Raw genomic sequence first — 22,395 nt, forward strand, 5'->3', positions numbered from 1 at the left:
CACTTCCCGCCTCAGCTCAGCAGTTGCGACAGGCGCTCTTCGCCCCCATCGAGGGCGGTAAGCACCCAGGGACCATTATGTGTCACCGCGACGCTGTGTTCGAAGTGTGCGGAGGCCTTGCCGTCGATCGTCACGACGGTCCAGTCGTCGTCCAGCACGCGGGTGCGGGGCGTCCCCAGGTTCACCATGGGCTCGATGGCCAGGCACATCCCCTCCTCGAGAGCGGGACCGCGCCCGGGGCGCCCGTGGTTGGCCACCCAGGGGTCCATGTGCATCTCGGTGCCGATGCCGTGCCCGCCGTACTCCTGCGGGATGCCGTACTTGCCCTGGGACCTGACGTACTTCTCGACCTCGTGGCCGACATCCGAGAGGTGACGGCCGACGCCCAGCGCGGCGATGCCGCGCCACATCGACTCCTCCGTCACCCGCATCAGCTCCGTGAGCGCGGGCGCGACCTCTCCCACCGGTACGGTCACCGCCGAGTCGCCGTGCCACCCGTCGAGGATCGCCCCGCAGTCGATCGAGATGATGTCGCCCTCGCGCAACTTGCGCTCGTTCGACGGGATGCCGTGCACGACCTCATGGTTGACCGACGCGCAGATCGTCGCGGGAAAGCCTTGATAGCCCTTGAAGGACGGGATCGCACCCTCGCCCCTGATCGCCTTCTCCGCGATCGCGTCCAGGTCGAGCGGCGTCATGCCCGGCTCCACCGAGCGCTTCAGCAGGTCCAGCGTCCGCCCGACCACCAGACCGGCTGCCCGCATCTTCTCCAGCTGCTCCGCGGACTTGATCTGGATTCCATGTCTGTTCTTCTTGAACAAGTTCGACACCCCCCAGGGTGGTTCAACGGGCGAACACTGGAGCCCAATTCCCCCACAGTGTGCCTGATCACGCAATACTCATATGAAACGCGCCCTCACTGTTTGAGCAGCTCAAAGGGCTCGAAACAGCAGGCCAGGCGGCGGGACGGCCGGATCGCGGTGAGCCCCGCTCGGCTTTTCCCGGCATGAATAACGCCGACCCTGATCAACAGGGTCGGCGTCATCGGTTCGTGCTAGCCGGCGTAGGGCCGGATTGCCTTCATCGCCCGCTGGGTGACCTCTTCGACGGGTCCCGTCGCGTCCACCCCGACCAGGATGCCCTCGTCGGCGTAGAAGCGGATCAGCGGCGCGGTCTGCTCCTGGTACACCTCCAGGCGGTGCCTGACGGTGTCCTCCTTGTCGTCGTCACGCTGGAACAGCGTGCCGCCGCAGGCGTCGCAGACGTCGTCCTTCTTGTCGTCGAACTCGACGTGCCAGATGCGGCCGCACTGGCCGCAGGTGCGCCGTCCGGCCAGACGGCGGACGACCTCCTCGTCGTCGACCACGAGCTCCAGGACCAGGTCGAGCTTCTGATCCCAGTCCTTGAGCATGTCGCGAAGGATCTCCGCCTGAGGGACGTTACGGGGAAAGCCGTCGAGCAGGAACCCGTCCTGCGCGTCGTCCTCGGACAGACGGTCGCGGACCATGGCGATGGTGACCTCGTCGGGCACCAGGTCGCCGCGGTCCATGTAGGTCTTGGCGAGCTTGCCGAGCTCCGTGCCGCCCGAGACGTTGGCACGGAAGATGTCACCTGTCGAGATCTTCGGGATGGACAGGTTCGATGCGATGAACTGGGCCTGTGTCCCCTTGCCCGCTCCGGGGGGCCCGACCAGAACGAGACGCACTACCGCAGGAAACCTTCGTAGTTGCGCTGCTGCAGCTGGCTCTCGATCTGCTTCACCGTGTCAAGGCCGACACCAACCATGATCAGGATGCTCGTCCCTCCGAACGGGAAGTTCTGGCTGGCCCCCGAGATCGCCAGTGCGATGATCGGCACCATCGAGATGAGACCGAGGTAGAGCGCACCGGGAGCGGTCAGGCGGGTCAGAACGAAGTTCAGGTATTCGGCCGTGGGCCGACCCGGACGGATGCCCGGGATGAACCCACCGTACTTCTTCATGTTGTCGGCGACTTCAGCGGGGTTGAAGGTAATCGACACGTAGAAGTACGTGAAGAAGACGATCAGCAGGAAGAACGTGCCCATGTAGACCGGCGTGTCACCCGTGACCAGGTTTCGCGAGATCCACTCGACCACGGGGCTGATGCTGCTGTCCGTGGTGGTGTTCGCGAACAGGGACACCAGCAGCTGCGGCAGGTAGAGCAGCGAGGAGGCGAAGATGACCGGGATGATGCCGGCCTGGTTGACCTTCAGCGGAATGTAGGTCGAGGTGCCGCCGTACATCCTGCGGCCGACCATGCGCTTGGCGTACTGCACGGGGATCCGGCGCTGGGCCTGCTCGACGAAGACCACTGCGGCGATCATGAAGATGCCGACCACCATCACGACGGCGAAGGTGAACGGGTTGACGCGGTAGATGTTCAGCAGCTCGGACGGGAAGACCGCGATGACCTGCGTGAAGATGAGGATCGACATGCCGTTGCCGACGCCGCGGTCGGTGACGAGCTCGCCCAGCCACATGATGACCGAGGTGCCGGCCGTCATGATGATGACCATCGTCACGATGCTGAAGACGTTGTCGGGGTCGAGCAGGATCTGCTGGTTGCACGACGGGAACAGCTGCCCGGAGCGCGCCAGCGCGATGAAGGCGGTCGACTGCAGGATGCCGAGGCCGATGGTCAGATAACGCGTGTACTGCGTGATCTTCGTCTGCCCGGCCTGGCCCTCCTTCTTCAGGGCCTCGAGCCGCGGGATCACCACGACCAGCAGTTGGAGAATGATGCTCGCGGTGATGTAGGGCATGATGCCCAGCGCGAACACAGACAGCTTCAGCAGAGCGCCGCCGCTGAACAGCTGCACCATGCCGTAGAGATTGCCGGAGTCGCCGGCCTGCGCCTGCGCGAGACAGGTGCGAATGTTCTCGGTGTGAACACCCGGAGTCGGAAGAACCGAGCCCAGGCGGAACAGCGCGATGATGCCCAGAGTGAAGAGCAACTTCTTGCGCAAGTCCGGCGTCCGGAACGCCCGGGTAAACGCGGTCAGCACGGTCCCTCCAGCACGCCGTGATGGCGGTATGGGTCGGCGATGGTGCGGGGATCAGCCATCTGAGTCTCAAGGTCAGGCGTCGAGCAGGACAGAACCCTGCCGTCTCGCGAACTCTAACGCACTACAGGCACGGGAGCCCATTGTCAGGACCCCCGTGCCTCGTAATGGCACTTACAGCTCGGTAACGGACCCACCGGCAGCGGCGATCTTCTCCTTGGCGGAACCCGAGAAGGCGTGAGCCTGCACGTTCACCGCGACGGAGATCTCACCGGTGCCGAGAATCTTGACCGGCTGGTTCTTGCGGGCAGCGCCCCTGGCGACCAGCGTCTCGACGGTGACGTCGCCACCCTCGGGGAACAGCTCGCCGATCTTGTCCAGGTTGACGACCTGGTAGGTCGTCTTGAACAGGGCGTTGGAGAAGCCCTTGAGCTTCGGCAGACGACGCTGCAGCGGCACCTGGCCACCCTCGAAACCGAGAGGAACCTTGTTCCGCGCCGTCGTGCCCTTGGTGCCACGACCGGCGGTCTTGCCCTTGGACGCCTCACCACGGCCCTTGCGGACCTTGGCCTTGTTGGCGCCCTTGGCGGGACGCAGGTCGTGGATCTTCAGCGGAGCCTTGTCAGTCATGACTAGTCGACCTCTTCCACCTCGACGAGGTGCGTCACCACGGCGACCATCCCACGGATCTCGGGACGGTCCTCCTTGACGACGACATCGCCGATTCGCTTCAGGCCAAGCGAACGCAGCGAGTCACGCTGGTTCTGCTTGCCACCGATCTTCGAGCGAACCTGAGTGATCTTCAGGCGTGCCATGACTAGCTCACCGCCTTAGCCGCCGCAGCGGCCTCGGCGAGGCCCTCGGCGCGAGCCTTGAGCATCGCCGTGGGAGCGACGTCCTCGATCGCCAGGCCACGACGGGCGGCGATCGCCTCGGGCGTCGACAGGCCCTTCAGCGCCGCCACCGTGGCGTGCACGATGTTGATCGGGTTGTCCGAGCCGAGCGACTTGGACAGGACGTCGTGAATGCCGGCGCACTCCAGAACGGCGCGCACCGGACCACCGGCGATGACACCGGTACCGGCGGAGGCCGGACGCAGGAAGACGACACCGGCCGCCTCCTCACCCTGCACGGTGTGCGGGATGGTGCCCTGGATGCGGGGAACGCGGAAGAAGTGCTTCTTCGCCTCCTCGACACCCTTGGCGATGGCCGCGGGTACTTCCTTGGCCTTGCCGTAGCCGACACCGACCAGGCCGTTGCCGTCACCGACGACAACCAGGGCGGTGAAGCTGAAGCGACGACCACCCTTCACGACCTTGGCCACTCGGTTGATCTTTACGACGCGCTCGATGTACGAGACGCCCTTGTCGGCGGCGCCACCGCGGCGATCGTCACGACGGTCCCGCCGCTCGCCACCGGTGCCGCCACCGCGACGCGGAGCTGCAGCCATCAGTGGTTCCTCTTCTCAGTAGCCATTAGAACTCGAGCCCGCCTTCGCGAGCGCTGTCCGCGAGAGCCGCGATGCGACCCGCATAGCGGTTACCGCCCCGGTCGAAGACGACGGCGGTGATCCCGGCTTCCTTGGCCCGCTGAGCGAGGAGCTCGCCGACCTTCTTGGCCTTCTCGGTCTTGTCGCCCTCGGCAGTGCGCAGGCTGGCGTCCATGGTGGACGCGCTGACCAGCGTGTGGCCGACGGTGTCGTCCACGATCTGCACGAACAGGTGACGGGTCGAGCGGTTGACGACCAGGCGCGGACGCGCGGCCGTACCGACAACCTTCTTGCGGACGCGGCCGTGACGGCGGGCCCGCGAGACGGTGCGAGCAGCCGTGTGCTTGCTGTACGCAGTCTTGGGAGCCATGCCTACTTACCAGCCTTTCCGACCTTGCGGCGGATAACTTCGCCCTGGTAACGCACGCCCTTGCCCTTGTAGGGGTCCGGCTTGCGCAGCTTGCGGATGTTGGCGGCGACCTCGCCGACCTTCTGCTTGTCGATACCGTCCACGTGGAACAGGGTCGGCTTCTCGACACGGAAGGTGACGCCCTCGGGGGCGTCCACGATCACCGGGTGGCTGAAGCCCAGAGCGAACTCCAGCTGCGTCGGGCCCTTGGCCGCGACGCGGTAACCGACACCGACGATCTCCAGGGTCTTGGAGTAACCCTGGGTGACACCGGCCACCATGTTGGCGATCAGCGTCCGAGACAGGCCGTGCAGAGCGCGGACCTTGTTCTCGTCGTTGGGCCTGGCGACGGCGATGGTGCCGTCCTCGTCGCGAGCCACCGTGATGGGCTCAGCGACCGTGTGCGAAAGCGTGCCCTTCGGGCCCTTGACCTGGACATCCTGGCCGTCGATCGTGATGTCGACGCCGCTCGGTACAGGGATGGGCAGCCGTCCGATTCGCGACATGCTGTAGTCCTCCCCTCGTTACCAAACGTAGGCGAGGACTTCCCCGCCCACACCACGCTTGCCGGCCTGCTTGTCGGTCATGAGGCCACCGGACGTCGAGATGATCGCGACACCCAGTCCGCCCAGGACTCGAGGCAGGTTGTCCTTCTTCGCGTAAACACGCAGCCCGGGCTTGGAAACCCGGCGCAGCCCCGCGAGCGAACGCTCACGGCTCGGCCCGAACTTGAGCTCCACCACGAGGTTCTTTCCAACCTTGGCGTCCTCGACGGTCCAAGCCTGGATGTAACCCTCCTGCTGGAGGATCTCGGCGATGTGCGCCTTGATCTTCGAATACGGCATCGTCACAGAGTCGTGATATGCCGAGTTCGCGTTGCGCAGACGTGTCAACATGTCTGCGATCGGGTCGGTCATCGTCATGGCCAACGGCCTTCCTCGCCGCGGTTTCCAGTCGGTGAAGCTGGGCTCTACCGGTGGACCTTCGGCGCGGTCATGGGCGCTTTGAACAGCGCCCGGTTGATATTTCTCGTACGGCTCGGCGGGGACGAACCCCGAAGCCCCTGATAGGACGCGCGAAACGCCCTACAGAAGGATGCCATCTCCCGCGGGTGCTCCCTCCACAGGAAGGAGCACCCGCAGGAGGATGTCACCAGCTGGACTTGGTGATGCCCGGCAGCTCGCCCCGGTGCGCCATCTCGCGGAAGCAGATCCGGCACAGGCCGAACTTCTTGTAGACCGCGTGCGCACGCCCGCAGCGCGAGCAGCGGGTGTAGGCGCGAACCGCGAACTTCGGCTTGCGCGCCGCCTTCACCTTCAGAGACGTCTTAGCCATGCTCAGGCCTCCTTGAACGGGAAACCGAGAAGCTTCAGCAGCGCCCGGCCCTCATCGTCATTCTTGGCCGTGGTCACGACCGTGATGTCCATGCCTCGCGGACGGTCGACCTTGTCCGGGTCGACCTCGTGGAACATGACCTGCTCGGTGAGACCGAAGGTGTAGTTGCCGTTGCCGTCGAACTGCTTGGGCGACAGGCCGCGGAAGTCCCTGATGCGGGGCAGCGCCAGCGAGAGCAGACGGTCGAGGAACTCCCACATGCGGTCGCCGCGCAGCGTGACGTGCGCACCGATCGGCATGCCCTCACGCAGCTTGAACTGCGCGATGGACTTGCGGGCCCTGACGACCGCGGGCTTCTGGCCGGTGATCGTGGTGAGGTCACGGACAGCGCCCTCGATGAGCTTCGAGTCGCGAGCCGCCTCGCCGACGCCCATGTTGACCTTGATCTTGGTCAGGCCGGGCACCAGCATGATGTTCTCGATGCCGAACTCGTCACGAAGCTTCGCGATGATCTCCTCGCGGTACTTCGTCTTGAGGCGCGGCGTCGGACGCTCGGTCTCAGTAGTCGTGGCAGTCATCAGTTGTCCTCACCCGACTCGTCGGCCTTGTCGGCCTTCTTGGCAGGCTTCTCGTCATCCTTGAGCTTCTTCACGTTGCTCACGTGGATGGGAGCCTCCATGGTCTCGACGCCGCCCTGCTTGGCGCCGCGAGGACCGTTGAGGTTCTCCTTCGAGTGCTTCTTGATCATGTTGATGCCCTCGACCACCACGCGGTCCTCGCGCGGGTTCGTCGAGATCACACGACCCTTGGCACCCTTGTCCTTGCCGGCGATGACCTGAACCAGGTCACCCTTCTTCACGTGCAGCTTCGCCATCACAGCACCTCCGGGGCGAGCGAGATGATGCGCATGAACTTCTTGTCGCGCAGCTCGCGGCCGACCGGGCCGAAGATACGAGTGCCGCGAGGGTCACCGCTGTCCTTGATGATGACGGCGGCGTTCTCGTCGAAACGGATGTAGGAGCCGTCAGGACGACGACGCTCCTTCACCGTACGGACGATGACGGCCTTGACGACATCGCCCTTCTTCACACCAGTGCTGCCGGGAAGAGCGTCCTTCACCGTGGCGACGATGACGTCGCCGATTCCTGCGTAGCGCCGACCCGAGCCACCGAGAACGCGGATGCAAAGGATCTCCTTGGCACCCGTGTTGTCGGCGACCTTGAGTCGCGACTCCTGCTGGATCACGTCAACTCCTGTTGGTCTCCGCTGGTTCTCATCCCTGAGCCTGGCGGAACTCTGTGTGGTCTTGGTCCTCCGGCTACAGCCCCGAAGGGGCCGCACCGCAGGCGACGCGAGGGCCTCGTCCCGGGCGCCGTGCCCTCAGGCACGACCACCGCGCGGAGCCCCCGCGTCCTTGGACACCGTCATGGGGGGTGTCTCCACCCCCCACGAGGCGCGCATCTATGCGGAAGACCTTACTTGGCCCTCTCAAGCACCTCGACGACACGCCAGCGCTTGGTGGCGGACAGCGGCCTGGTCTCCATGAGGAGAACCCGGTCGCCGACGCCGCAGCTGTTGGCCTCGTCGTGCGCCTTGTACTTGGTCGTACGGCGGATGACCTTGCCGTACAGCGGGTGCTTCACGCGGTCCTCGACGGCGACGACGACGGTCTTGTCCATCTTGTCGCTGACGACCAGGCCCTCACGGGTCTTGCGGTAGTTCCGCGCGCTCTTCTCGGTTGCCTCAGACATCGCTCGTCTCCTTCTCGACCGTGACGATTCCGAGCTCGCGCTCGCGCATCACGGTGTAGATACGGGCGATCTCGCGGCGGACGGCGCGCAGCCGCCCGTGGCTCTCCAGCTGACCGGTCGCCGACTGGAAGCGGAGGTTGAACAGCTCCTCCTTCGCCTCCTTCAGCTTCTGAACCAGGGCGTCCTGGTCCTCGAGCCGCAGCTCTCCGGCGGTCAGGCCCTTAGCCATCACGCCTCACCCACTTCACGCTTAACAATCTTGCACTTCATCGGAAGCTTGTGGATCGCACGCGTCAGCGCCTCACGAGCGATGGGCTCGGCGACGCCGGACAGCTCGAACATCACGCGACCAGGCTTGACGTTCGCGATCCACCACTCCGGCGAACCCTTACCGGAACCCATGCGGGTCTCGGCGGGCTTCTTCGTGAGCGGACGGTCGGGGTAGATGTTGATCCACACCTTGCCGCCACGGCGGATGTGACGGGTCATGGCGATACGAGCCGACTCGATCTGGCGGTTGGTCACGTAGGAGTGCTCAATCGCCTGGATGCCGAACTCGCCGAACACGACCCTGGTGCCGCCCTTGGCGGCTCCGCTGCGGTCAGGCCGGTGCTGCTTGCGGTGCTTGACCCTGCGCGGGATCAGCATGGTCAGCTCCCTTCAGCACCCGGCTGCGCAGCCGGGCCGGTCTCGGGGGCAGCCTGCGAGGCCGCCTCAGTCCTGGGGGCACGGTCTCCACGGCCACCACCGCGGCGAGCGCCACCGGCGCCACCACCACGACGGGGACGGTCGCCGCCGCCACCGCGACGGTCGTCGCGGTCACGACGCTGGCCGGCGCGAGCGCCGGCGGCAGCCGCCTCACGCTCGGCGCGGCTCGTCGGAGCCTCACCCTTGTAGATCCACACCTTCACGCCGATGCGGCCGAAGGTGGTACGGGCCTCGTAGATGCCGTAGTCGATGTCCGCGCGCAGCGTGTGCAGCGGCACACGACCCTCGCGGTAGAACTCCGACCTCGACATCTCGGCGCCGCCCAGACGACCGGAGCAGGCGACCCTGATGCCCTTGGCGCCGCTCTTCATGGCCGACTGCATCGCCTTGCGCATGGCGCGGCGGAAGGAGACACGGCTGGAGAGCTGCTCGGCCACGCCCTGCGCGACGAGCTGGGCGTCGATCTCGGGGTTCTTGACCTCGAGGATGTTGAGCTGGACCTGCTTCTTGGTCAGCTTCTCGAGGTCACCACGGATACGGTCCGCCTCGGCGCCACGACGACCGATGACGATGCCGGGACGCGCGGTGTGGATGTCGACCTGGACGCGGTCGGTCGTACGCTCGATCTCGACCTTGGAGATGCCGGCCCGCTCCATGCCCTTCTGCAGCATGCGACGGATCGCCACGTCCTCAGCGACGTACGACTTGTACAGCTTGTCGGCGTACCACCGGCTCTTGAAGTCGGTCGTGATGCCGAGGCGGAACCCGTGCGGGTTAACCTTCTGGCCCACTATCGGGTCCTTCCCTTCGGCTCGCGGGACTCCACGATCACGGTGATGTGGCTCGTCCGCTTGTTGATCCGATAGGCACGACCCTGGGCACGCGGACGGAACCGCTTCAGCGTCGGGCCCTCGTCGACCCACGCGCGGCTCACGACGAGCGTCTGCGGGTCGAGCTTGAAGTTGTGCTCAGCGTTCGCCATCGCGCTCGAGAGCACCTTGTAAATCGGCTCGCTAGCCGCCTGGCTGGCGAACTGCAGCACGGCCTGCGCCTCCGAAGCGGGCAGCCCGCGAATAAGGTCCACCACGCGGCGGGCCTTCTGGGGCGTGACACGGACGAACCGCGCCTGAGCCCTGGCTTCCATCGCTTACTCCTCTGATGCTTCTGAAAGGCGCTTACCGCCGGCTGCGGCGGTCTTCCTTGACGTGGCTACGGAAGGTCCGCGTGGGAGCGAACTCGCCGAGCTTGTGACCGATCATCGACTCGGTGACGAACACCGGGACGTGCTTGCGGCCGTCGTGAACGGCGATCGTGTGACCGAGCATGTCGGGAACGATCATGGAACGCCGCGACCACGTCTTGATGACGTTCTTGGTGCCCTTCTCGTTCTGGGAGTCCACCTTCTTCTGAAGGTGGTCGTCCACGAAGGGACCCTTCTTAAGGCTACGTGGCATTTCGGCTGCTCCTACCGCTTCTTCCTCTTGGACCGACGGCGGATGATCAGCCTGTCGCTGGCCTTGCTCGCCTGACGGGTACGGCCCTCGGGCTTGCCCTTGGGGTTGACCGGGTGGCGACCACCGGAGGTCTTACCCTCACCACCACCGTGCGGGTGGTCAACGGGGTTCATCGCCACACCACGGACGGTCGGGCGCTTGCCCTTCCACCGCATACGGCCGGCCTTACCCCAGTTGATGTTGGCCTGCTCGGCGTTGCCGACCTGACCGACCGTCGCGCGGCAGCGCACGTCGACCATGCGCATTTCGCCGGAAGGCATACGCAGCGTGGCGTACTGGCCCTCCTTGGCGAGCAGCTGGATCTGCGCGCCGGCCGAGCGGCCGAGCTTGGCGCCGCCGCCCGGACGGAGCTCCACCGCGTGGATGAAGGTACCGGTCGGGATGTTGCGCAGCGGCAGGCAGTTGCCAGGCTTGATGTCGGCCGAGGGGCCGTTCTCGATCCTGTCGCCCTGCTTGAGGCCGGTCGGCGCGATGATGTAGCGCTTCTCGCCGTCGGCGTAGTGCAGCAGCGCGATGTTGGCGGTGCGGTTGGGGTCGTACTCGATGTGAGCGACCTTCGCCGGAATGCCATCCTTGTCGTGCCTGCGGAAGTCGATGATCCGGTAGGCGCGCTTGTGTCCACCACCCTGGTGGCGGGCGGTGACTCGGCCGTGGACGTTACGGCCACCCTTGCTGTGAAGGGGAGCAAGCAGCGACTTCTCCGGCGTGCTGCGGGTGATCTCGGAGAAGTCCGAGACACTCGAGCCGCGGCGACCCGGGGTCGTCGGCTTGTACTTACGGATGCCCATCTTTTTCGTTCATCCTTCGTCGGTTACATGGGTGAGCCCGCCGGGCTTTCGCACGGCGGTCTCATCCCCCGCGGGCCGTACGGCCTGCTTACTTACGTGTCGGCTAGCCGATCTGACCGAAGATGTCGATCCTGTCGCCCTCGGCCAAGCTCACGATCGCGCGCTTGGTGTCGGGACGCTTGCCGAAACCGGCGCGGGTGCGCTTGCGCTTGCCCTGCCGGTTGATGGTGTTCACGCTGGTGACCTTGACCCCGAAGATCTGCTCAACGGCGATCTTGACCTGGGTCTTGTTCGCGGTCGTCTTCACCAGGAACGTGTACTTGTTGTTCTCATCGATCAGGCCGTAGCTCTTCTCGGAGACAACGGGCTTGATGATGATGTCGCGCGGGTCGGCGACCCTCTCCAAGCGGCCCTTGGGCTTCTCGGGCGCGACCTGCGGGTCGGTGACGTCCGCCATCAGAGCTCTTCCTTCCCGCTCTTGCTCAGCCGAGCCACGACCTGGTCGTAGGCCTCCTGCGTGAACACCACGTCGTCGTGCACGAGCACGTCGTAGGTGTTCAGCTGACCGGCGTCCAGCAGGTGGACCTCCGGAGCGTTGCGCAGGCTCAGCCAGGTGAGCTCGTCGGTCTCGTCGACCACGACCAGGACGGTCTTGGCCTCGGTGATCTTGCGCAGGGCCTCGAGGGCCGCCTTGGTCTTCGGCGTCTCGCCGGTGACCAGGCCGCTGACCACGTGCACGCGACCGCCGGTCGCCCTGTCGGAGAGGGCGCCACGCAGGGCGGCGGCCTTCATCTTCTTGGGCGTCTTCTGGGAGTAGTCACGCGGGAGCGGACCGTGGACGGTGCCACCACCGGTGAACTGCGGCGCGCGGGTCGAGCCCTGACGGGCGCGACCGGTGCCCTTCTGGCGGTAAGGCTTCTTACCGCCACCGCTGACCTCGCCACGGGTCTTGGCCTTGTGCGTGCCCTGCCGGCGAGCGGCGAGCTGGGCCACGACGACCTGGTGGATCAGCGGGATGTTGACCTTGGCGCCGAAGATGTCTTCGGGCAGGTCGACGGAGCCAGTCTTCGCGCCGCTGGCGTCGAGGACGTCAATGCTGGTCACTTGGCAGCCCCCTTCTTGGCAGCGGTGCGGACGAGGACCAGGCTGCCGTTGGCGCCGGGGATCGCACCCTTGATCAGGATGAGACCGTTCTCGGCGTCCACGGCGTGAACCTTGAGGCTCTGCACGGTGGTGCGGACGTTACCCATCCGACCGGCCATGCGGAGACCCTTGAATACGCGGCCAGGGGTGGCGCAGCCACCGATGGAACCCGGCGAGCGGTGCTTGCGCTGCGTACCGTGCGACGCGCCCAGGCCCTTGAAGCCGTGACGCTTCATGACACCGGCGAACCCCTTGCCCTTGGACTTGCCAGTGACGTCGACGTACTGGCCGGCCTCGAAGGTGTCAGCCAGGAGCTCCTGGCCGAGGGTGTAGTCGCTCGCGTCGTCGGTGCGGATCTCCGCGAAGTAACGGCGCGGGGTGATCTCGTGCTTACGCAGGTAGTCGCCGAGCGGCTTGTTGACCTTCCGGGGGTCGACCTGTCCGTAGCCGAGCTGGATGGCGGTGTAGCCGTCCTTGTCTGCGGTGCGGACCCTGGTCACCACGCACGGACCGGCCTCGACCACGGTCACCGGAACCATCCGGTTGTCCGCGTCGAAGACCTGGGTCATGCCGAGCTTCTTGCCCAGGACGCCCTTGATCGTCTTAGCCATGTCAGTGCGTTCCCTCAGAGCTTGATCGAAATGTCGACGCCGGCGGGGAGGTCGAGTCGCATGAGCGAGTCGACCGTCTTCGGCGTCGGGTCGATGATGTCAATCAGCCGCTTGTGCGTGCGCATCTCGAAGTGCTCGCGGCTGTCCTTGTACTTGTGCGGCGAGCGGATGACGCAGTACACGTTCTTCTCGGTCGGCAGCGGCACCGGGCCCGCGACCTTCGCGCCAGTCCGCGTCACCGTCTCGACGATCTTCTTGGCCGAGCTATCGATGACCTCGTGGTCATAGGCCTTAAGCCGGATGCGGATCTTCTGTCCCGCCATAGTGGCCTCGGTGTCCTTCGCTGTCGTCTGAAAAAGTATCGTGCGGCCTGTTGCCGCTATTGGTACGGGCGGAGACCGCCCGCTGACCCCACGTAGCAGACGTAATCGATCTGCGTCTTTCTTCCGTGATCCGGCAGTTACTTCGGTCACTCTGCCGAAGCCACTGCGAGATCACGGTGTGCGTGGAGCCTGTGGTGCTCAGTTCGCGGATCGGCGGTCGGCCCTTCTCGGGGGCCGACCGCCGCCCCAGCGGTCGTGCTACTTGAGGATCTTCGTCACGCGACCGGCGCCGACGGTACGACCGCCCTCACGGATCGCGAACTTCAGACCGTCCTCCATGGCGATGGGCTGGATCAGCTCAACGCGCATCTCGGTGTTGTCGCCCGGCATGACCATCTCGGTGCCCTCAGGGAGGTTCACCACGCCGGTCACGTCCGTCGTGCGGAAGTAGAACTGCGGGCGGTAGTTGTTGAAGAACGGCGTGTGGCGGCCGCCCTCGTCCTTGCTCAGGATGTAGACCTGGGCGTCGAACTCGGTGTGCGGGGTGGTCGTGCCCGGCTTGATGATGCACTGGCCGCGCTCGACGTCCTCACGCTTGATGCCGCGCAGGAGCAGACCGACGTTGTCACCGGCCTGGCCCTCGTCGAGCAGCTTGCGGAACATCTCGACGCCGGTGACCGTGGTGGTGGTCTTCTCCGTGCGGATGCCGATGATGTCGACCGTCTCGTTGACCTTGACGATACCGCGCTCGATACGGCCGGTGACGACGGTGCCACGACCGGTGATCGAGAAGACGTCCTCGATCGGCATCAGGAACGGCTTCTCGGTGTCACGAGCAGGCTCGGGGACGTTCTCGTCGACAGCGGTCATCAGCTCGATGATGCTGTCGCCCCACTTCTGGTCGCCCTCGAGGGCCTTCAGAGCGGAGACGCGAACGACGGGCAGGTCGTCGCCGGGGAACTCCTGAGCGGACAGGAGCTCACGAACCTCGAGCTCGACGAGCTCCAGGATCTCCTCGTCGTCGACCATGTCGGCCTTGTTGAGGGCCACGACGATGTAGGGGACGCCGACCTGGCGGGCCAGGAGGACGTGCTCCTTCGTCTGCGGCATCGGGCCGTCGGTGGCGGCGACCACGAGGATCGCGCCGTCCATCTGAGCGGCACCGGTGATCATGTTCTTCACGTAGTCGGCGTGACCGGGGCAGTCCACGTGAGCGTAGTGGCGCTTCTCGGTCTGGTACTCGACGTGCGCGATGGAGATCGTGATACCACGAGCCTTCTCCTCGGGCGCCTTGTCGATCTTGTCGAACGGGGTCGCCTCGTTAAGCTCGGGGTAACGCTCGTGGAGCACCTTGGTGATCGCCGCGGTCAGAGTGGTCTTGCCGTGGTCGATGTGCCCAATGGTGCCGATGTTCACGTGCGGCTTAGTCCGCTCGAACTTGGCCTTAGCCACTGGTTCTCTCCTTAGAGAATCTGACTGACTTACTTCACACTCGGGCCCGGGGTTTAGCCCGGCCCCTGGGCGGTGGGGCGGCTCGTCACCACTCCACCAGGGACGCCGGGGTGTCCCGGACCTCTCCAGCGGCTGGACCGCGGGCGAGTCTCCGGGCGCATCGCCCCGGCCCTTCAGGCAGTGGGGCGACGACCGCCGCCCCGCTGCCATCGGGACTCGGGGACTATTCGCCCCGGACCTTCGCGACGATCTCCTTGGCGATGCCCGGAGGCACTTCCGCGTAGGAGTCGAACTGCATGCTGTAGCTCGCCCGGCCCTGTGTACGGCTGCGCAGGTCACCCACGTAGCCGAACATCTCGGACAGCGGAACGAGCGCGGCGATGACACGGGCGCCAGCGCGCTCGTCCATCGACTGGATCTGCCCGCGGCGACCGTTGAGGTCACCGATGACATCACCCATGTAGTCCTCGGGCGTGGTGACCTCAACGGCCATCATCGGCTCGAGGAGCACAGCGTCGGCCTTGCGAGCGGCCTCCTTGAAGGCCATCGAGCCGGCGATCTTGAAGGCCATTTCCGAGGAGTCGACGTCGTGCGCCGCACCGTCGGTCAGCGTCACCTTCACGCCCACCATCGGGTAGCCGGCCAACACGCCGAACTCGGCGGCCTCCTGGGCGCCCGCGTCGACCGAGGGGATGTACTCCCTCGGGACACGACCACCCGAAACCTTGTTCTCGAACTCGTAACCGTCGTTGCCCTCGCCCAGCGGCTCCAGGTTGATGATGACCCGCGCGAACTGACCGGAACCACCGGTCTGCTTCTTGTGGGTGTAGTCAACCTTCTCCACCTTGCGGCGGATGGTCTCGCGGTAGGCGACCTGCGGACGGCCGACGTTGGCCTCGACCTTGAACTCGCGACGCATACGGTCGACGAGGATCTCCAGGTGAAGCTCGCCCATGCCCCAGATGACCGTCTGACCGGTCTCCTCGTCGCGACGGACCTGGAAGGACGGGTCCTCCTCGGCCAGACGCTGGATGGCGGTGCCGAGCTTCTCCTGGTCGCCCTTGGTCTTGGGCTCGATCGCGACGTTGATGACCGGGGCCGGGAACGTCATCGACTCGAGCACGACCTGGTTGGACGGGTCGGAGAGCGTGTCACCCGTGGTGGTGTCCTTCAGACCCATCACGGCGACGATCTGACCAGCGTGCGCGGACGGGCGCTCCTCGCGCTTGTTCGCGTGCATCTGGTAGATCTTGCCGATCCGCTCCTTCTTGCCCTTCACCGAGTTGATGACCCCGGTGCCGGTCTCGAGCGTGCCCGAGTAGATGCGGATGTAGGTGAGACGACCCAGGTGCTGGTCACTCATGATCTTGAAGGCCAGCGCGGAGAAGGGCTCGCTGACGTCCGCGTGACGCTCGACGACCTCGTCCTCCTTGCCGACCGCGTGCCCCTTGAAGGCGGGGATGTCGGTCGGGGCGGGGAGGTAGGCCACGATCGCGTCGAGCAGGGGCTGAACGCCCTTGTTCTTGAACGCGGTGCCGGTGAGAACCGGGTTGATGGCGCTGGACAGCGTGGCGCGGCGAATGGCCGCGACCAGCTGCTCCTCGGTGGGCTCAGTGCCCTCGAGGAAGAGCTCCATCAGCTCGTCGTCGTTCTCGGAGACAGTCTCGACCAGCTTCTCGCGCCACTCACGAGCCGTGTCGGCGTACTCGGCCGGGATGTCGACGGTGTCGTACATCTCGCCCTTGGCAGCCTCTTCGCTCCAGAGCAGACCCTTCATCTTCACCAGGTCGATGACGCCCTTGAAACCGGACTCGACGCCCCAGGGAAGCTGGATGACAGCCGGCGTGGCGGCCAGGCGGCTGATCATCATGTCGACGCAGCGGTGGAACTCCGCGCCGACGCGGTCCATCTTGTTCACGAAGCAGATGCGCGGCACGCCATAGCGGTCAGCCTGGCGCCACACCGTCTCCGACTGCGGCTCGACACCGGCGACACCGTCGAACACGGCGACGGCACCGTCGAGGACGCGGAGCGAGCGCTCCACCTCGATGGTGAAGTCGACGTGACCGGGAGTGTCGATGATGTTGATGGTGTGGTCGAGCCACTCACAGGTCGTCGCGGCAGACGTGATCGTGATGCCGCGCTCCTGCTCCTGCTCCATCCAGTCCATCGTGGCAGCGCCCTCGTGGACTTCACCGATCTTGTAGTTGATGCCGGTGTAGAACAGGATGCGCTCGGTCGTGGTGGTCTTGCCCGCGTCGATGTGGGCCATGATCCCGATGTTGCGGATCTTGGCCAGGTCAAGAGCGGTCGTGGTGGCCACTTCTCTCGCGTCCTCGTCGTCTCGTCGAACCCGCTGTTACCAGCGGTAGTGGGCGAAGGCCTTGTTGGACTCGGCCATCTTGTGGGTGTCCTCGCGCTTCTTGACGCTCGCCCCGAGGCCGTTGCTGGCGTCGAGGAGCTCGTTCATGAGGCGCTCGGTCATGGTCTTCTCGCGGCGAGCGCGGGAGTACTGCACCAGCCAACGCAGGGCCAGGGTGGTGCTGCGCGCGGCGCGCACCTCGACCGGCACCTGGTAGGTCGCGCCACCGACACGGCGGCTGCGGACCTCGAGAGTGGGCTTGACGTTGTCGAGGGCGCGCTTCAGCGTGACGACCGGGTCGTTGCCCGTCTTGTCCTTGCAGCCCTCGAGGGCCCCGTAGACGATCGACTGCGCGATGGAGCGCTTGCCGTCCAGGAGGACCTTGTTGATCAGAGCGGTAACCAGCGGCGAGCTGTAAACCGGGTCAGCCATGAGCTGGCGACGGCCAGGAGAACCCTTGCGAGGCATGGTTACTTCTCCTTCTTCGTGCCGTAGCGGCTGCGGGCCTGCTTGCGGTTACGGACGCCCTGGGTGTCGAGCGAACCGCGGATGATCTTGTAGCGAACACCCGGCAGGTCCTTCACACGACCGCCACGCACGAGCACGATGGAGTGCTCCTGCAGGTTGTGACCCACACCGGGGATGTAGGCCGTGACCTCGATGCCGTTGGTGAGCCGAACTCGGGCCACCTTACGCAGTGCCGAGTTGGGCTTCTTGGGAGTCGTGGTGTAGACGCGCTGGCAAGTGCCGCGCCGCTGCGGGCTCCCCTTGAGGGCAGGAGTCTTGGTCTTGGTGACCTTGTCCTGCCGGCCCTTGCGGACCAACTGCTGAATAGTGGGCACTGCCACTCCGTTCGTGCCTTGGCCGGTAATACGTCAGGTTGAGCGTTTCGCAGGTGCTGCCGGTGTCATGACCTGCTGGTTTTCCCCTCCCGCCGACCCACGCGGTCGGGCGTGTCGCGCTCTGCCGAGCCACGAGCCCCTGCGCAGTCGCACGCCGGAGAGGGACCATGCCGCGCCGCCTGTCGGAGCGCATGCATGAGGGCCCGAGAACACACGGGCACGAAGGGCAAGACTACCCAGCCCAGCGCAGCACGTCAAAACGACTGCGTCCCGGTCGCTGTTGGTGCGACCGTACATTCGTGCCGTGGCCCTATCAGACCCTTGTCTAGCTTACCCGCATCACCCGAGTTCTCCGGCCGTCTTCGCCACACGTTTTCCCCTTCTGTGCGGCAAGCTCGCGCCGTGACCTTCCGTCTGGGCGGCCGGCCACGCGCGCTCGGTGAGGCGTGACCCTGGACAGGCCCCGGCCACGCGCCCATGGGTGCGCGTGGCGCTGCTTGCCGTACAGGGCCGGAGGACGGCCGCGCACGCGCCTCGACACGCCGGCGAAGTGACGACTACGGGAATCTTCGGGAAACGGGAACGCCCCGCCTCCCGTCCTGGGACGGGAAGCGGGGCGTTCTGACGAGCTGATCGCCTACCGGTTGTACTGACCGAAGTCGTACTCCTCCAGCGGCACGGCCTCGCCGCTGCCGGTGCCGAAGGTGTAGTCCGCGGCCGAGCCGTCGTACCCGCCGACGGTGTACATCGCGGCCTTGGCCTCCTCGGTCGGCTCGACCCTGATGTTGCGGTACTGGGGCATACCCGTACCGGCCGGGATGAGCTTACCGATGATGACGTTCTCCTTCAGGCCCAGGAGCGAGTCGGACTTGGCGTGGATCGCCGCGTCCGTCAGGACCCTGGTCGTCTCCTGGAAGGAGGCCGCCGACAGCCACGACTCGGTGGCGAGCGAGGCCTTCGTGATGCCCATGAGGACCGGACGGCCGGAGGCGGGGCTGCCACCCTCGGCGACGGTCTCGCGGTTCATCTGCTCGAAGCGCGGACGCTCGACGAGCTCACCGGGCAGCAGGTCCGTCTCACCGGACTCGAGCACGTTGACGCGCTTGAGCATCTGCCGAACGATGATCTCGATGTGCTTGTCGTGGATCGACACACCCTGCGAGCGGTAGACCTGCTGGACCTCGGCCACCAGGTGCAGCTGCACCGCACGCGGGCCGAGGATGCGCAGCACCTCGTTCGGGTTGACCGCACCGGCGATGAGCTGGCCGCCCACCGACACGTGCTGGCCGTCCTGGACGAGCAGACGCGAGCGCATCGACACCGGGTAGGCGATCTCCTCCGACCCGTCGTCGGGGACGATCACGATCTTCCGGGTCTTGTCGGTCTCGTCGATGCGGACCCTGCCCTCGGCCTCGGAGATCGGGGCGACACCCTTGGGGATGCGGGCCTCGAACAGCTCCTGGACACGGGGCAGACCGTGGGTGATGTCGGCGCCCGCCACACCACCGGTGTGGAAGGTACGCATCGTCAGCTGCGTGCCGGGCTCACCGATCGACTGGGCGGCGATGATGCCGACCGCCTCGCCGACGTCGACGAGCTTGCCGGTGGCCAGCGAGCGGCCGTAGCAGGTCGCGCAGACACCGATCTTGGCCTCGCACACCAGCGCGCTGCGGGTGCGGACGGTCTCGATGCCGGCCTCGACCAGCGCCGTGACGTGGTTGTCGTTGATGTCGACACCCACCGGGGCGATGATCTTGCCGTCGACCTCGACGTCCTCGGCCAGGATTCGGCCGTGCACGTTGGACTCGGCGTTCTCCGCCTTGACCAGGTTGCCGGCCGAGTCGCGCTCACCGACGTGCAGCGGGACCCCGCGGTCGGTGCCGCAGTCGATCTCGCGCACGATGACGTCCTGCGCGACGTCCACCAGACGACGGGTCAGGTAACCCGAGTCGGCGGTACGCAGGGCGGTGTCGGCCAGACCCTTCCGCTGACCGTGGGTGGAGATGAAGTACTCCAGAACCGACAGGCCCTCACGGAAGGAGGCCTTGATCGGCCGGGGGATCGTCTCACCCTTGGTGTTGGACACCAGGCCACGGATACCGGCGATCTGACGCACCTGCATCTTGTTACCGCGGGCGCCGGAGTTGACCATCATCCAGACCGGGTTCGTCGCGGGGAACGCGTTGACCATGTCGGTCTCGACGTCCGCCGTGGCGTGGGTCCAGATCTCGATGAGCTCCTGACGGCGCTCCTCGTCGGTGATCAGACCGCGCTCGTACTCACGCTGGACCTTGTCGGCCCTGCGCTCGTAGTTCTCCATGATCTCGGCCTTGTTGGGCGGCGCGACGACGTCGTCGATGGAGATCGTGACGCCGGAGCGGGTCGCCCAGCGGAAGCCCGCGTCCTTGAGCGCGTCGAGCGAGTTGGCGACCTCGACCTTGGGGTAGGTCTCGGCCAGCTCGTTGACGATCGCGGACAGCTGCTTCTTGCCGACCTGGAAGTTGACGAACGGGTAGTTCGCCGGGAGCGTCTGGTTGAACAGGCACCGGCCGAAGGTCGTCTCCAGGCGGATGGTGTCGCCCGGCTCCCAGCCCTCGGGAGCGGCCCAGCCGCGCGGCGGCTGGACGTCACCGGCGAGCCGGATCTGGATCTTCGCCTGGATCTCCAGCTCACTGCGGTCGAAGGCCATCTGCGCCTCGGCCACCGAGCCGAAGACCCTGCCCTCGCCCTCCGCGCCTTCCTTCTGCGTGGTCAGCCAGTAGAGGCCGATGACCATGTCCTGGGTGGGCATCGTCACGGGCTTGCCGTCGGCCGGCTTGAGGATGTTGTTGGTCGAGAGCATCAGGATGCGAGCCTCGGCCTGGGCCTCAGCCGACAGCGGCAGGTGCACGGCCATCTGGTCGCCGTCGAAGTCCGCGTTGAAGGCGGTGCAGACGAGCGGGTGGATCTGGATGGCCTTGCCCTCGACCAGCTGCGGCTCGAACGCCTGGATGCCCAGACGGTGGAGCGTGGGGGCGCGGTTGAGCAGCACGGGGTGCTCGGTGATGACCTCTTCGAGCACGTCCCACACCACGGGGCGGGCGCGTTCGACCATGCGCTTCGCCGACTTGATGTTCTGGGCGTGGTTGAGGTCGACCAGGCGCTTCATCACGAACGGCTTGAACAGCTCCAGCGCCATCTGCTTGGGCAGACCGCACTGGTGCAGCTTGAGCTGCGGACCGACGACGATGACCGAACGGCCGGAGTAGTCGACTCGCTTGCCCAGCAGGTTCTGACGGAAGCGGCCCTGCTTGCCCTTCAGCATGTCGCTGAGGGACTTCAGCGGACGGTTGCCGGGACCCGTGACGGGGCGACCGCGGCGGCCGTTGTCGAACAGCGCGTCGACGGCCTCCTGGAGCATCCGCTTCTCGTTGTTCACGATGATCTCGGGCGCGCCGAGGTCGAGAAGTCGCTTGAGGCGGTTGTTCCTGTTGATCACACGACGGTAGAGGTCGTTGAGGTCGGAGGTGGCGAACCTGCCACCGTCGAGCTGCACCATCGGGCGCAGGTCCGGCGGGATGACAGGGATGCAGTCGAGCACCATGCCGCGCGGCGAGTTGGTCGTGTTGAGGAACGCCGACACGACCTTGAGCCGCTTGAGGGCGCGGGCCTTCTTCTGGCCCTTGCCGCTGCGGATGGTCTCGCGCAGGTTCTCGGCCTCGGCGTCGAGGTCGAAGCTGATCAGGCGCTCCTGGATCGCCTGCGCGCCCATGCCGCCCTTGAAGTAGCGGCCGAAGCGGTCGCGCATCTCGCGGTAGAGCATCTCGTCGCCCTCGAGGTCCTGGACCTTGAGGTTCTTGAAGCGGCTCCACACCTCGTCGAGCCGGTCCAGCTCACGCTGGGCCCGGTCGCGAAGCTGACGCATCTCGCGCTCGGCGCCCTCGCGGACCTTGCGGCGCTGGTCGCCCTTGGCGCCGGCGGCCTCGAGCTCGGCCAGGTCGCCCTCGAGCTTCTTCTGCCTGGCCTCGATGTCGGCGTCACGGCGCTGCTCGATGTGCTGCCGCTCGACGGAGATCTTCGCCTCCAGCGACGGCAGGTCACGGTCACGCAGTTCGGTCTCGACGTGCGTGATCATGTAGGCCGCGAAGTAGATGACCTTCTCCAGGTCCTTCGGGGCCAGGTCGAGCAGGTAGCCAAGGCGCGAGGGAACGCCCTTGAAGTACCAGATGTGGGTGACAGGCGCGGCCAGCTCGATGTGGCCCATCCGCTCACGACGCACCTTGGCGCGAGTGACCTCGACGCCGCAGCGCTCGCAGATGATGCCCTTGAAGCGGACGCGCTTGTACTTACCGCAGTAGCACTCCCAGTCGCGGGTCGGGCCGAAGATCTTCTCGCAGAAGAGTCCGTCCTTTTCCGGCTTGAGAGTCCGGTAGTTGATGGTCTCGGGCTTCTTCACCTCGCCGTGAGACCACTGGCGGATGTCGTCGGCCGTGGCAAGGCCGATCCGGAGCTCGTCGAAGAAGTTGACGTCGAGCATGTGTTATCTCCCCCTCAGACTTCTTCCACGCTGCTTGGCTCGCGCCGCGACAGATCGATACCGAGCTCCTCGGCCGCCCTGAAGACGTCCTCGTCGGTGTCACGCATCTCGATGGACATGCCGTCGCTGGA

30 protein-coding genes are annotated in these 22,395 nt (G+C 65.9%); all 30 read right to left on the reverse strand.

Annotated features, from left to right (window positions below; genetic code table 11):
* Window positions 1-11 precede the first annotated feature (11 nt).
* Window positions 12-821 carry a type I methionyl aminopeptidase gene (map, locus tag AB0B45_RS42555; RefSeq protein ID WP_358143231.1) on the reverse strand — a complete coding sequence of 270 codons (810 nt, stop codon included), beginning with the start codon at window positions 819-821 and terminating at the stop codon, window positions 12-14.
* A 95-nt stretch (window positions 822-916) separates the two neighbouring features.
* Window positions 917-1,045: a hypothetical protein gene (locus AB0B45_RS42560; protein WP_358143233.1), complete on the reverse strand. Its 129-nt coding sequence runs from the start codon at window positions 1,043-1,045 to the stop codon at window positions 917-919.
* Window positions 1,046-1,054: 9 nt separating this feature from the next.
* The gene (locus AB0B45_RS42565) at window positions 1,055-1,705 is read right to left on the reverse strand and encodes an adenylate kinase (RefSeq protein WP_358143235.1); all 651 of its coding nucleotides are present in this window, start codon (window positions 1,703-1,705) and stop codon (window positions 1,055-1,057) included.
* The gene (secY, locus tag AB0B45_RS42570; protein WP_358143237.1) at window positions 1,705-3,024 is read right to left on the reverse strand and encodes a preprotein translocase subunit SecY; all 1,320 of its coding nucleotides are present in this window, start codon (window positions 3,022-3,024) and stop codon (window positions 1,705-1,707) included. The genes AB0B45_RS42565 and secY overlap by 1 nt, the downstream gene beginning before the upstream one ends.
* A 171-nt stretch (window positions 3,025-3,195) precedes the next feature.
* Window positions 3,196-3,651: a 50S ribosomal protein L15 gene (gene rplO / locus AB0B45_RS42575; RefSeq protein ID WP_358143240.1), complete on the reverse strand. Its 456-nt coding sequence runs from the start codon at window positions 3,649-3,651 to the stop codon at window positions 3,196-3,198.
* A 2-nt stretch (window positions 3,652-3,653) separates the two neighbouring features.
* The gene (gene rpmD, locus AB0B45_RS42580) at window positions 3,654-3,836 is read right to left on the reverse strand and encodes a 50S ribosomal protein L30 (protein WP_020542293.1); all 183 of its coding nucleotides are present in this window, start codon (window positions 3,834-3,836) and stop codon (window positions 3,654-3,656) included.
* Window positions 3,837-3,838: 2 nt separating this feature from the next.
* A complete protein-coding gene (gene rpsE, locus AB0B45_RS42585) occupies window positions 3,839-4,471 on the reverse strand; it encodes a 30S ribosomal protein S5 (RefSeq protein ID WP_354906473.1) in 633 nt (210 codons plus the stop codon).
* Window positions 4,472-4,496: 25 nt separating this feature from the next.
* The gene (rplR, locus tag AB0B45_RS42590; RefSeq protein ID WP_183650860.1) at window positions 4,497-4,880 is read right to left on the reverse strand and encodes a 50S ribosomal protein L18; all 384 of its coding nucleotides are present in this window, start codon (window positions 4,878-4,880) and stop codon (window positions 4,497-4,499) included.
* 2 nt (window positions 4,881-4,882) lie between these two features.
* Entirely contained in the window at window positions 4,883-5,425 is a 543-nt protein-coding gene (rplF, locus tag AB0B45_RS42595; RefSeq protein ID WP_358143242.1) for a 50S ribosomal protein L6, read from the reverse strand.
* An 18-nt stretch (window positions 5,426-5,443) separates the two neighbouring features.
* Window positions 5,444-5,842 (reverse strand): 30S ribosomal protein S8, encoded by a 399-nt coding sequence (gene rpsH, locus AB0B45_RS42600; protein WP_184958065.1) that lies wholly within the window; start codon window positions 5,840-5,842, stop codon window positions 5,444-5,446.
* 226 nt (window positions 5,843-6,068) lie between these two features.
* Window positions 6,069-6,254, reverse strand: a complete 186-nt coding sequence (locus AB0B45_RS42605; protein ID WP_358143244.1) for a type Z 30S ribosomal protein S14 — start codon at window positions 6,252-6,254, stop codon at window positions 6,069-6,071.
* A gap of 2 nt (window positions 6,255-6,256) precedes the next feature.
* Window positions 6,257-6,832: a 50S ribosomal protein L5 gene (gene rplE / locus AB0B45_RS42610; RefSeq protein WP_358143246.1), complete on the reverse strand. Its 576-nt coding sequence runs from the start codon at window positions 6,830-6,832 to the stop codon at window positions 6,257-6,259.
* The gene (gene rplX / locus AB0B45_RS42615) at window positions 6,832-7,119 is read right to left on the reverse strand and encodes a 50S ribosomal protein L24 (RefSeq protein ID WP_358143287.1); all 288 of its coding nucleotides are present in this window, start codon (window positions 7,117-7,119) and stop codon (window positions 6,832-6,834) included. Before rplX ends, rplE begins: the two co-directional genes overlap by 1 nt.
* A gap of 8 nt (window positions 7,120-7,127) precedes the next feature.
* On the reverse strand, window positions 7,128-7,499 hold the full coding sequence (rplN, locus tag AB0B45_RS42620; protein WP_026214151.1) for a 50S ribosomal protein L14: 372 nt from the start codon (window positions 7,497-7,499) through the stop codon (window positions 7,128-7,130).
* Window positions 7,500-7,729: 230 nt separating this feature from the next.
* Entirely contained in the window at window positions 7,730-8,005 is a 276-nt protein-coding gene (gene rpsQ / locus AB0B45_RS42625; protein ID WP_358143248.1) for a 30S ribosomal protein S17, read from the reverse strand.
* Entirely contained in the window at window positions 7,998-8,234 is a 237-nt protein-coding gene (rpmC, locus tag AB0B45_RS42630) for a 50S ribosomal protein L29 (RefSeq protein WP_358143250.1), read from the reverse strand. The genes rpsQ and rpmC overlap by 8 nt, the downstream gene beginning before the upstream one ends.
* Window positions 8,234-8,653: a 50S ribosomal protein L16 gene (gene rplP / locus AB0B45_RS42635; RefSeq protein WP_358143252.1), complete on the reverse strand. Its 420-nt coding sequence runs from the start codon at window positions 8,651-8,653 to the stop codon at window positions 8,234-8,236. The genes rpmC and rplP overlap by 1 nt, the downstream gene beginning before the upstream one ends.
* A 2-nt stretch (window positions 8,654-8,655) precedes the next feature.
* Window positions 8,656-9,504 carry a 30S ribosomal protein S3 gene (gene rpsC, locus AB0B45_RS42640; RefSeq protein WP_358143254.1) on the reverse strand — a complete coding sequence of 283 codons (849 nt, stop codon included), beginning with the start codon at window positions 9,502-9,504 and terminating at the stop codon, window positions 8,656-8,658.
* Window positions 9,504-9,857 (reverse strand): 50S ribosomal protein L22, encoded by a 354-nt coding sequence (gene rplV, locus AB0B45_RS42645; protein ID WP_192779597.1) that lies wholly within the window; start codon window positions 9,855-9,857, stop codon window positions 9,504-9,506. The genes rpsC and rplV overlap by 1 nt, the downstream gene beginning before the upstream one ends.
* 31 nt (window positions 9,858-9,888) lie before the next feature.
* Complete coding sequence (gene rpsS, locus AB0B45_RS42650) at window positions 9,889-10,167, reverse strand: 30S ribosomal protein S19 (protein ID WP_179819692.1); 279 nt, start codon at window positions 10,165-10,167, stop codon at window positions 9,889-9,891.
* Between the two features lie 11 nt (window positions 10,168-10,178).
* Window positions 10,179-11,015 carry a 50S ribosomal protein L2 gene (gene rplB / locus AB0B45_RS42655; RefSeq protein ID WP_358143257.1) on the reverse strand — a complete coding sequence of 279 codons (837 nt, stop codon included), beginning with the start codon at window positions 11,013-11,015 and terminating at the stop codon, window positions 10,179-10,181.
* 103 nt (window positions 11,016-11,118) lie between these two features.
* A complete protein-coding gene (gene rplW / locus AB0B45_RS42660; protein WP_358143259.1) occupies window positions 11,119-11,472 on the reverse strand; it encodes a 50S ribosomal protein L23 in 354 nt (117 codons plus the stop codon).
* Window positions 11,472-12,119, reverse strand: coding sequence for a 50S ribosomal protein L4 (gene rplD, locus AB0B45_RS42665; protein WP_358143261.1), 648 nt, complete (start codon window positions 12,117-12,119; stop codon window positions 11,472-11,474). Before rplD ends, rplW begins: the two co-directional genes overlap by 1 nt.
* Complete coding sequence (gene rplC, locus AB0B45_RS42670; protein ID WP_358143263.1) at window positions 12,116-12,769, reverse strand: 50S ribosomal protein L3; 654 nt, start codon at window positions 12,767-12,769, stop codon at window positions 12,116-12,118. The genes rplD and rplC overlap by 4 nt, the downstream gene beginning before the upstream one ends.
* Before the next feature lie 14 nt (window positions 12,770-12,783).
* Complete coding sequence (rpsJ, locus tag AB0B45_RS42675) at window positions 12,784-13,092, reverse strand: 30S ribosomal protein S10 (RefSeq protein WP_012887830.1); 309 nt, start codon at window positions 13,090-13,092, stop codon at window positions 12,784-12,786.
* Between the two features lie 258 nt (window positions 13,093-13,350).
* Complete coding sequence (gene tuf / locus AB0B45_RS42680) at window positions 13,351-14,544, reverse strand: elongation factor Tu (RefSeq protein WP_358143265.1); 1,194 nt, start codon at window positions 14,542-14,544, stop codon at window positions 13,351-13,353.
* 223 nt (window positions 14,545-14,767) lie between these two features.
* Complete coding sequence (gene fusA, locus AB0B45_RS42685) at window positions 14,768-16,867, reverse strand: elongation factor G (protein WP_358143267.1); 2,100 nt, start codon at window positions 16,865-16,867, stop codon at window positions 14,768-14,770.
* A gap of 36 nt (window positions 16,868-16,903) precedes the next feature.
* On the reverse strand, window positions 16,904-17,374 hold the full coding sequence (gene rpsG / locus AB0B45_RS42690; protein WP_358143269.1) for a 30S ribosomal protein S7: 471 nt from the start codon (window positions 17,372-17,374) through the stop codon (window positions 16,904-16,906).
* A 2-nt stretch (window positions 17,375-17,376) separates the two neighbouring features.
* Window positions 17,377-17,748: a 30S ribosomal protein S12 gene (gene rpsL, locus AB0B45_RS42695; RefSeq protein ID WP_354906488.1), complete on the reverse strand. Its 372-nt coding sequence runs from the start codon at window positions 17,746-17,748 to the stop codon at window positions 17,377-17,379.
* Between the two features lie 637 nt (window positions 17,749-18,385).
* Window positions 18,386-22,264, reverse strand: coding sequence for a DNA-directed RNA polymerase subunit beta' (locus tag AB0B45_RS42700; protein ID WP_358143271.1), 3,879 nt, complete (start codon window positions 22,262-22,264; stop codon window positions 18,386-18,388).
* Window positions 22,265-22,395: the final 131 nt, after the last annotated feature.

The organism is Nonomuraea sp. NPDC049152, assembly GCF_040648355.1.
Lineage (GTDB): Bacteria > Actinomycetota > Actinomycetes > Streptosporangiales > Streptosporangiaceae > Nonomuraea.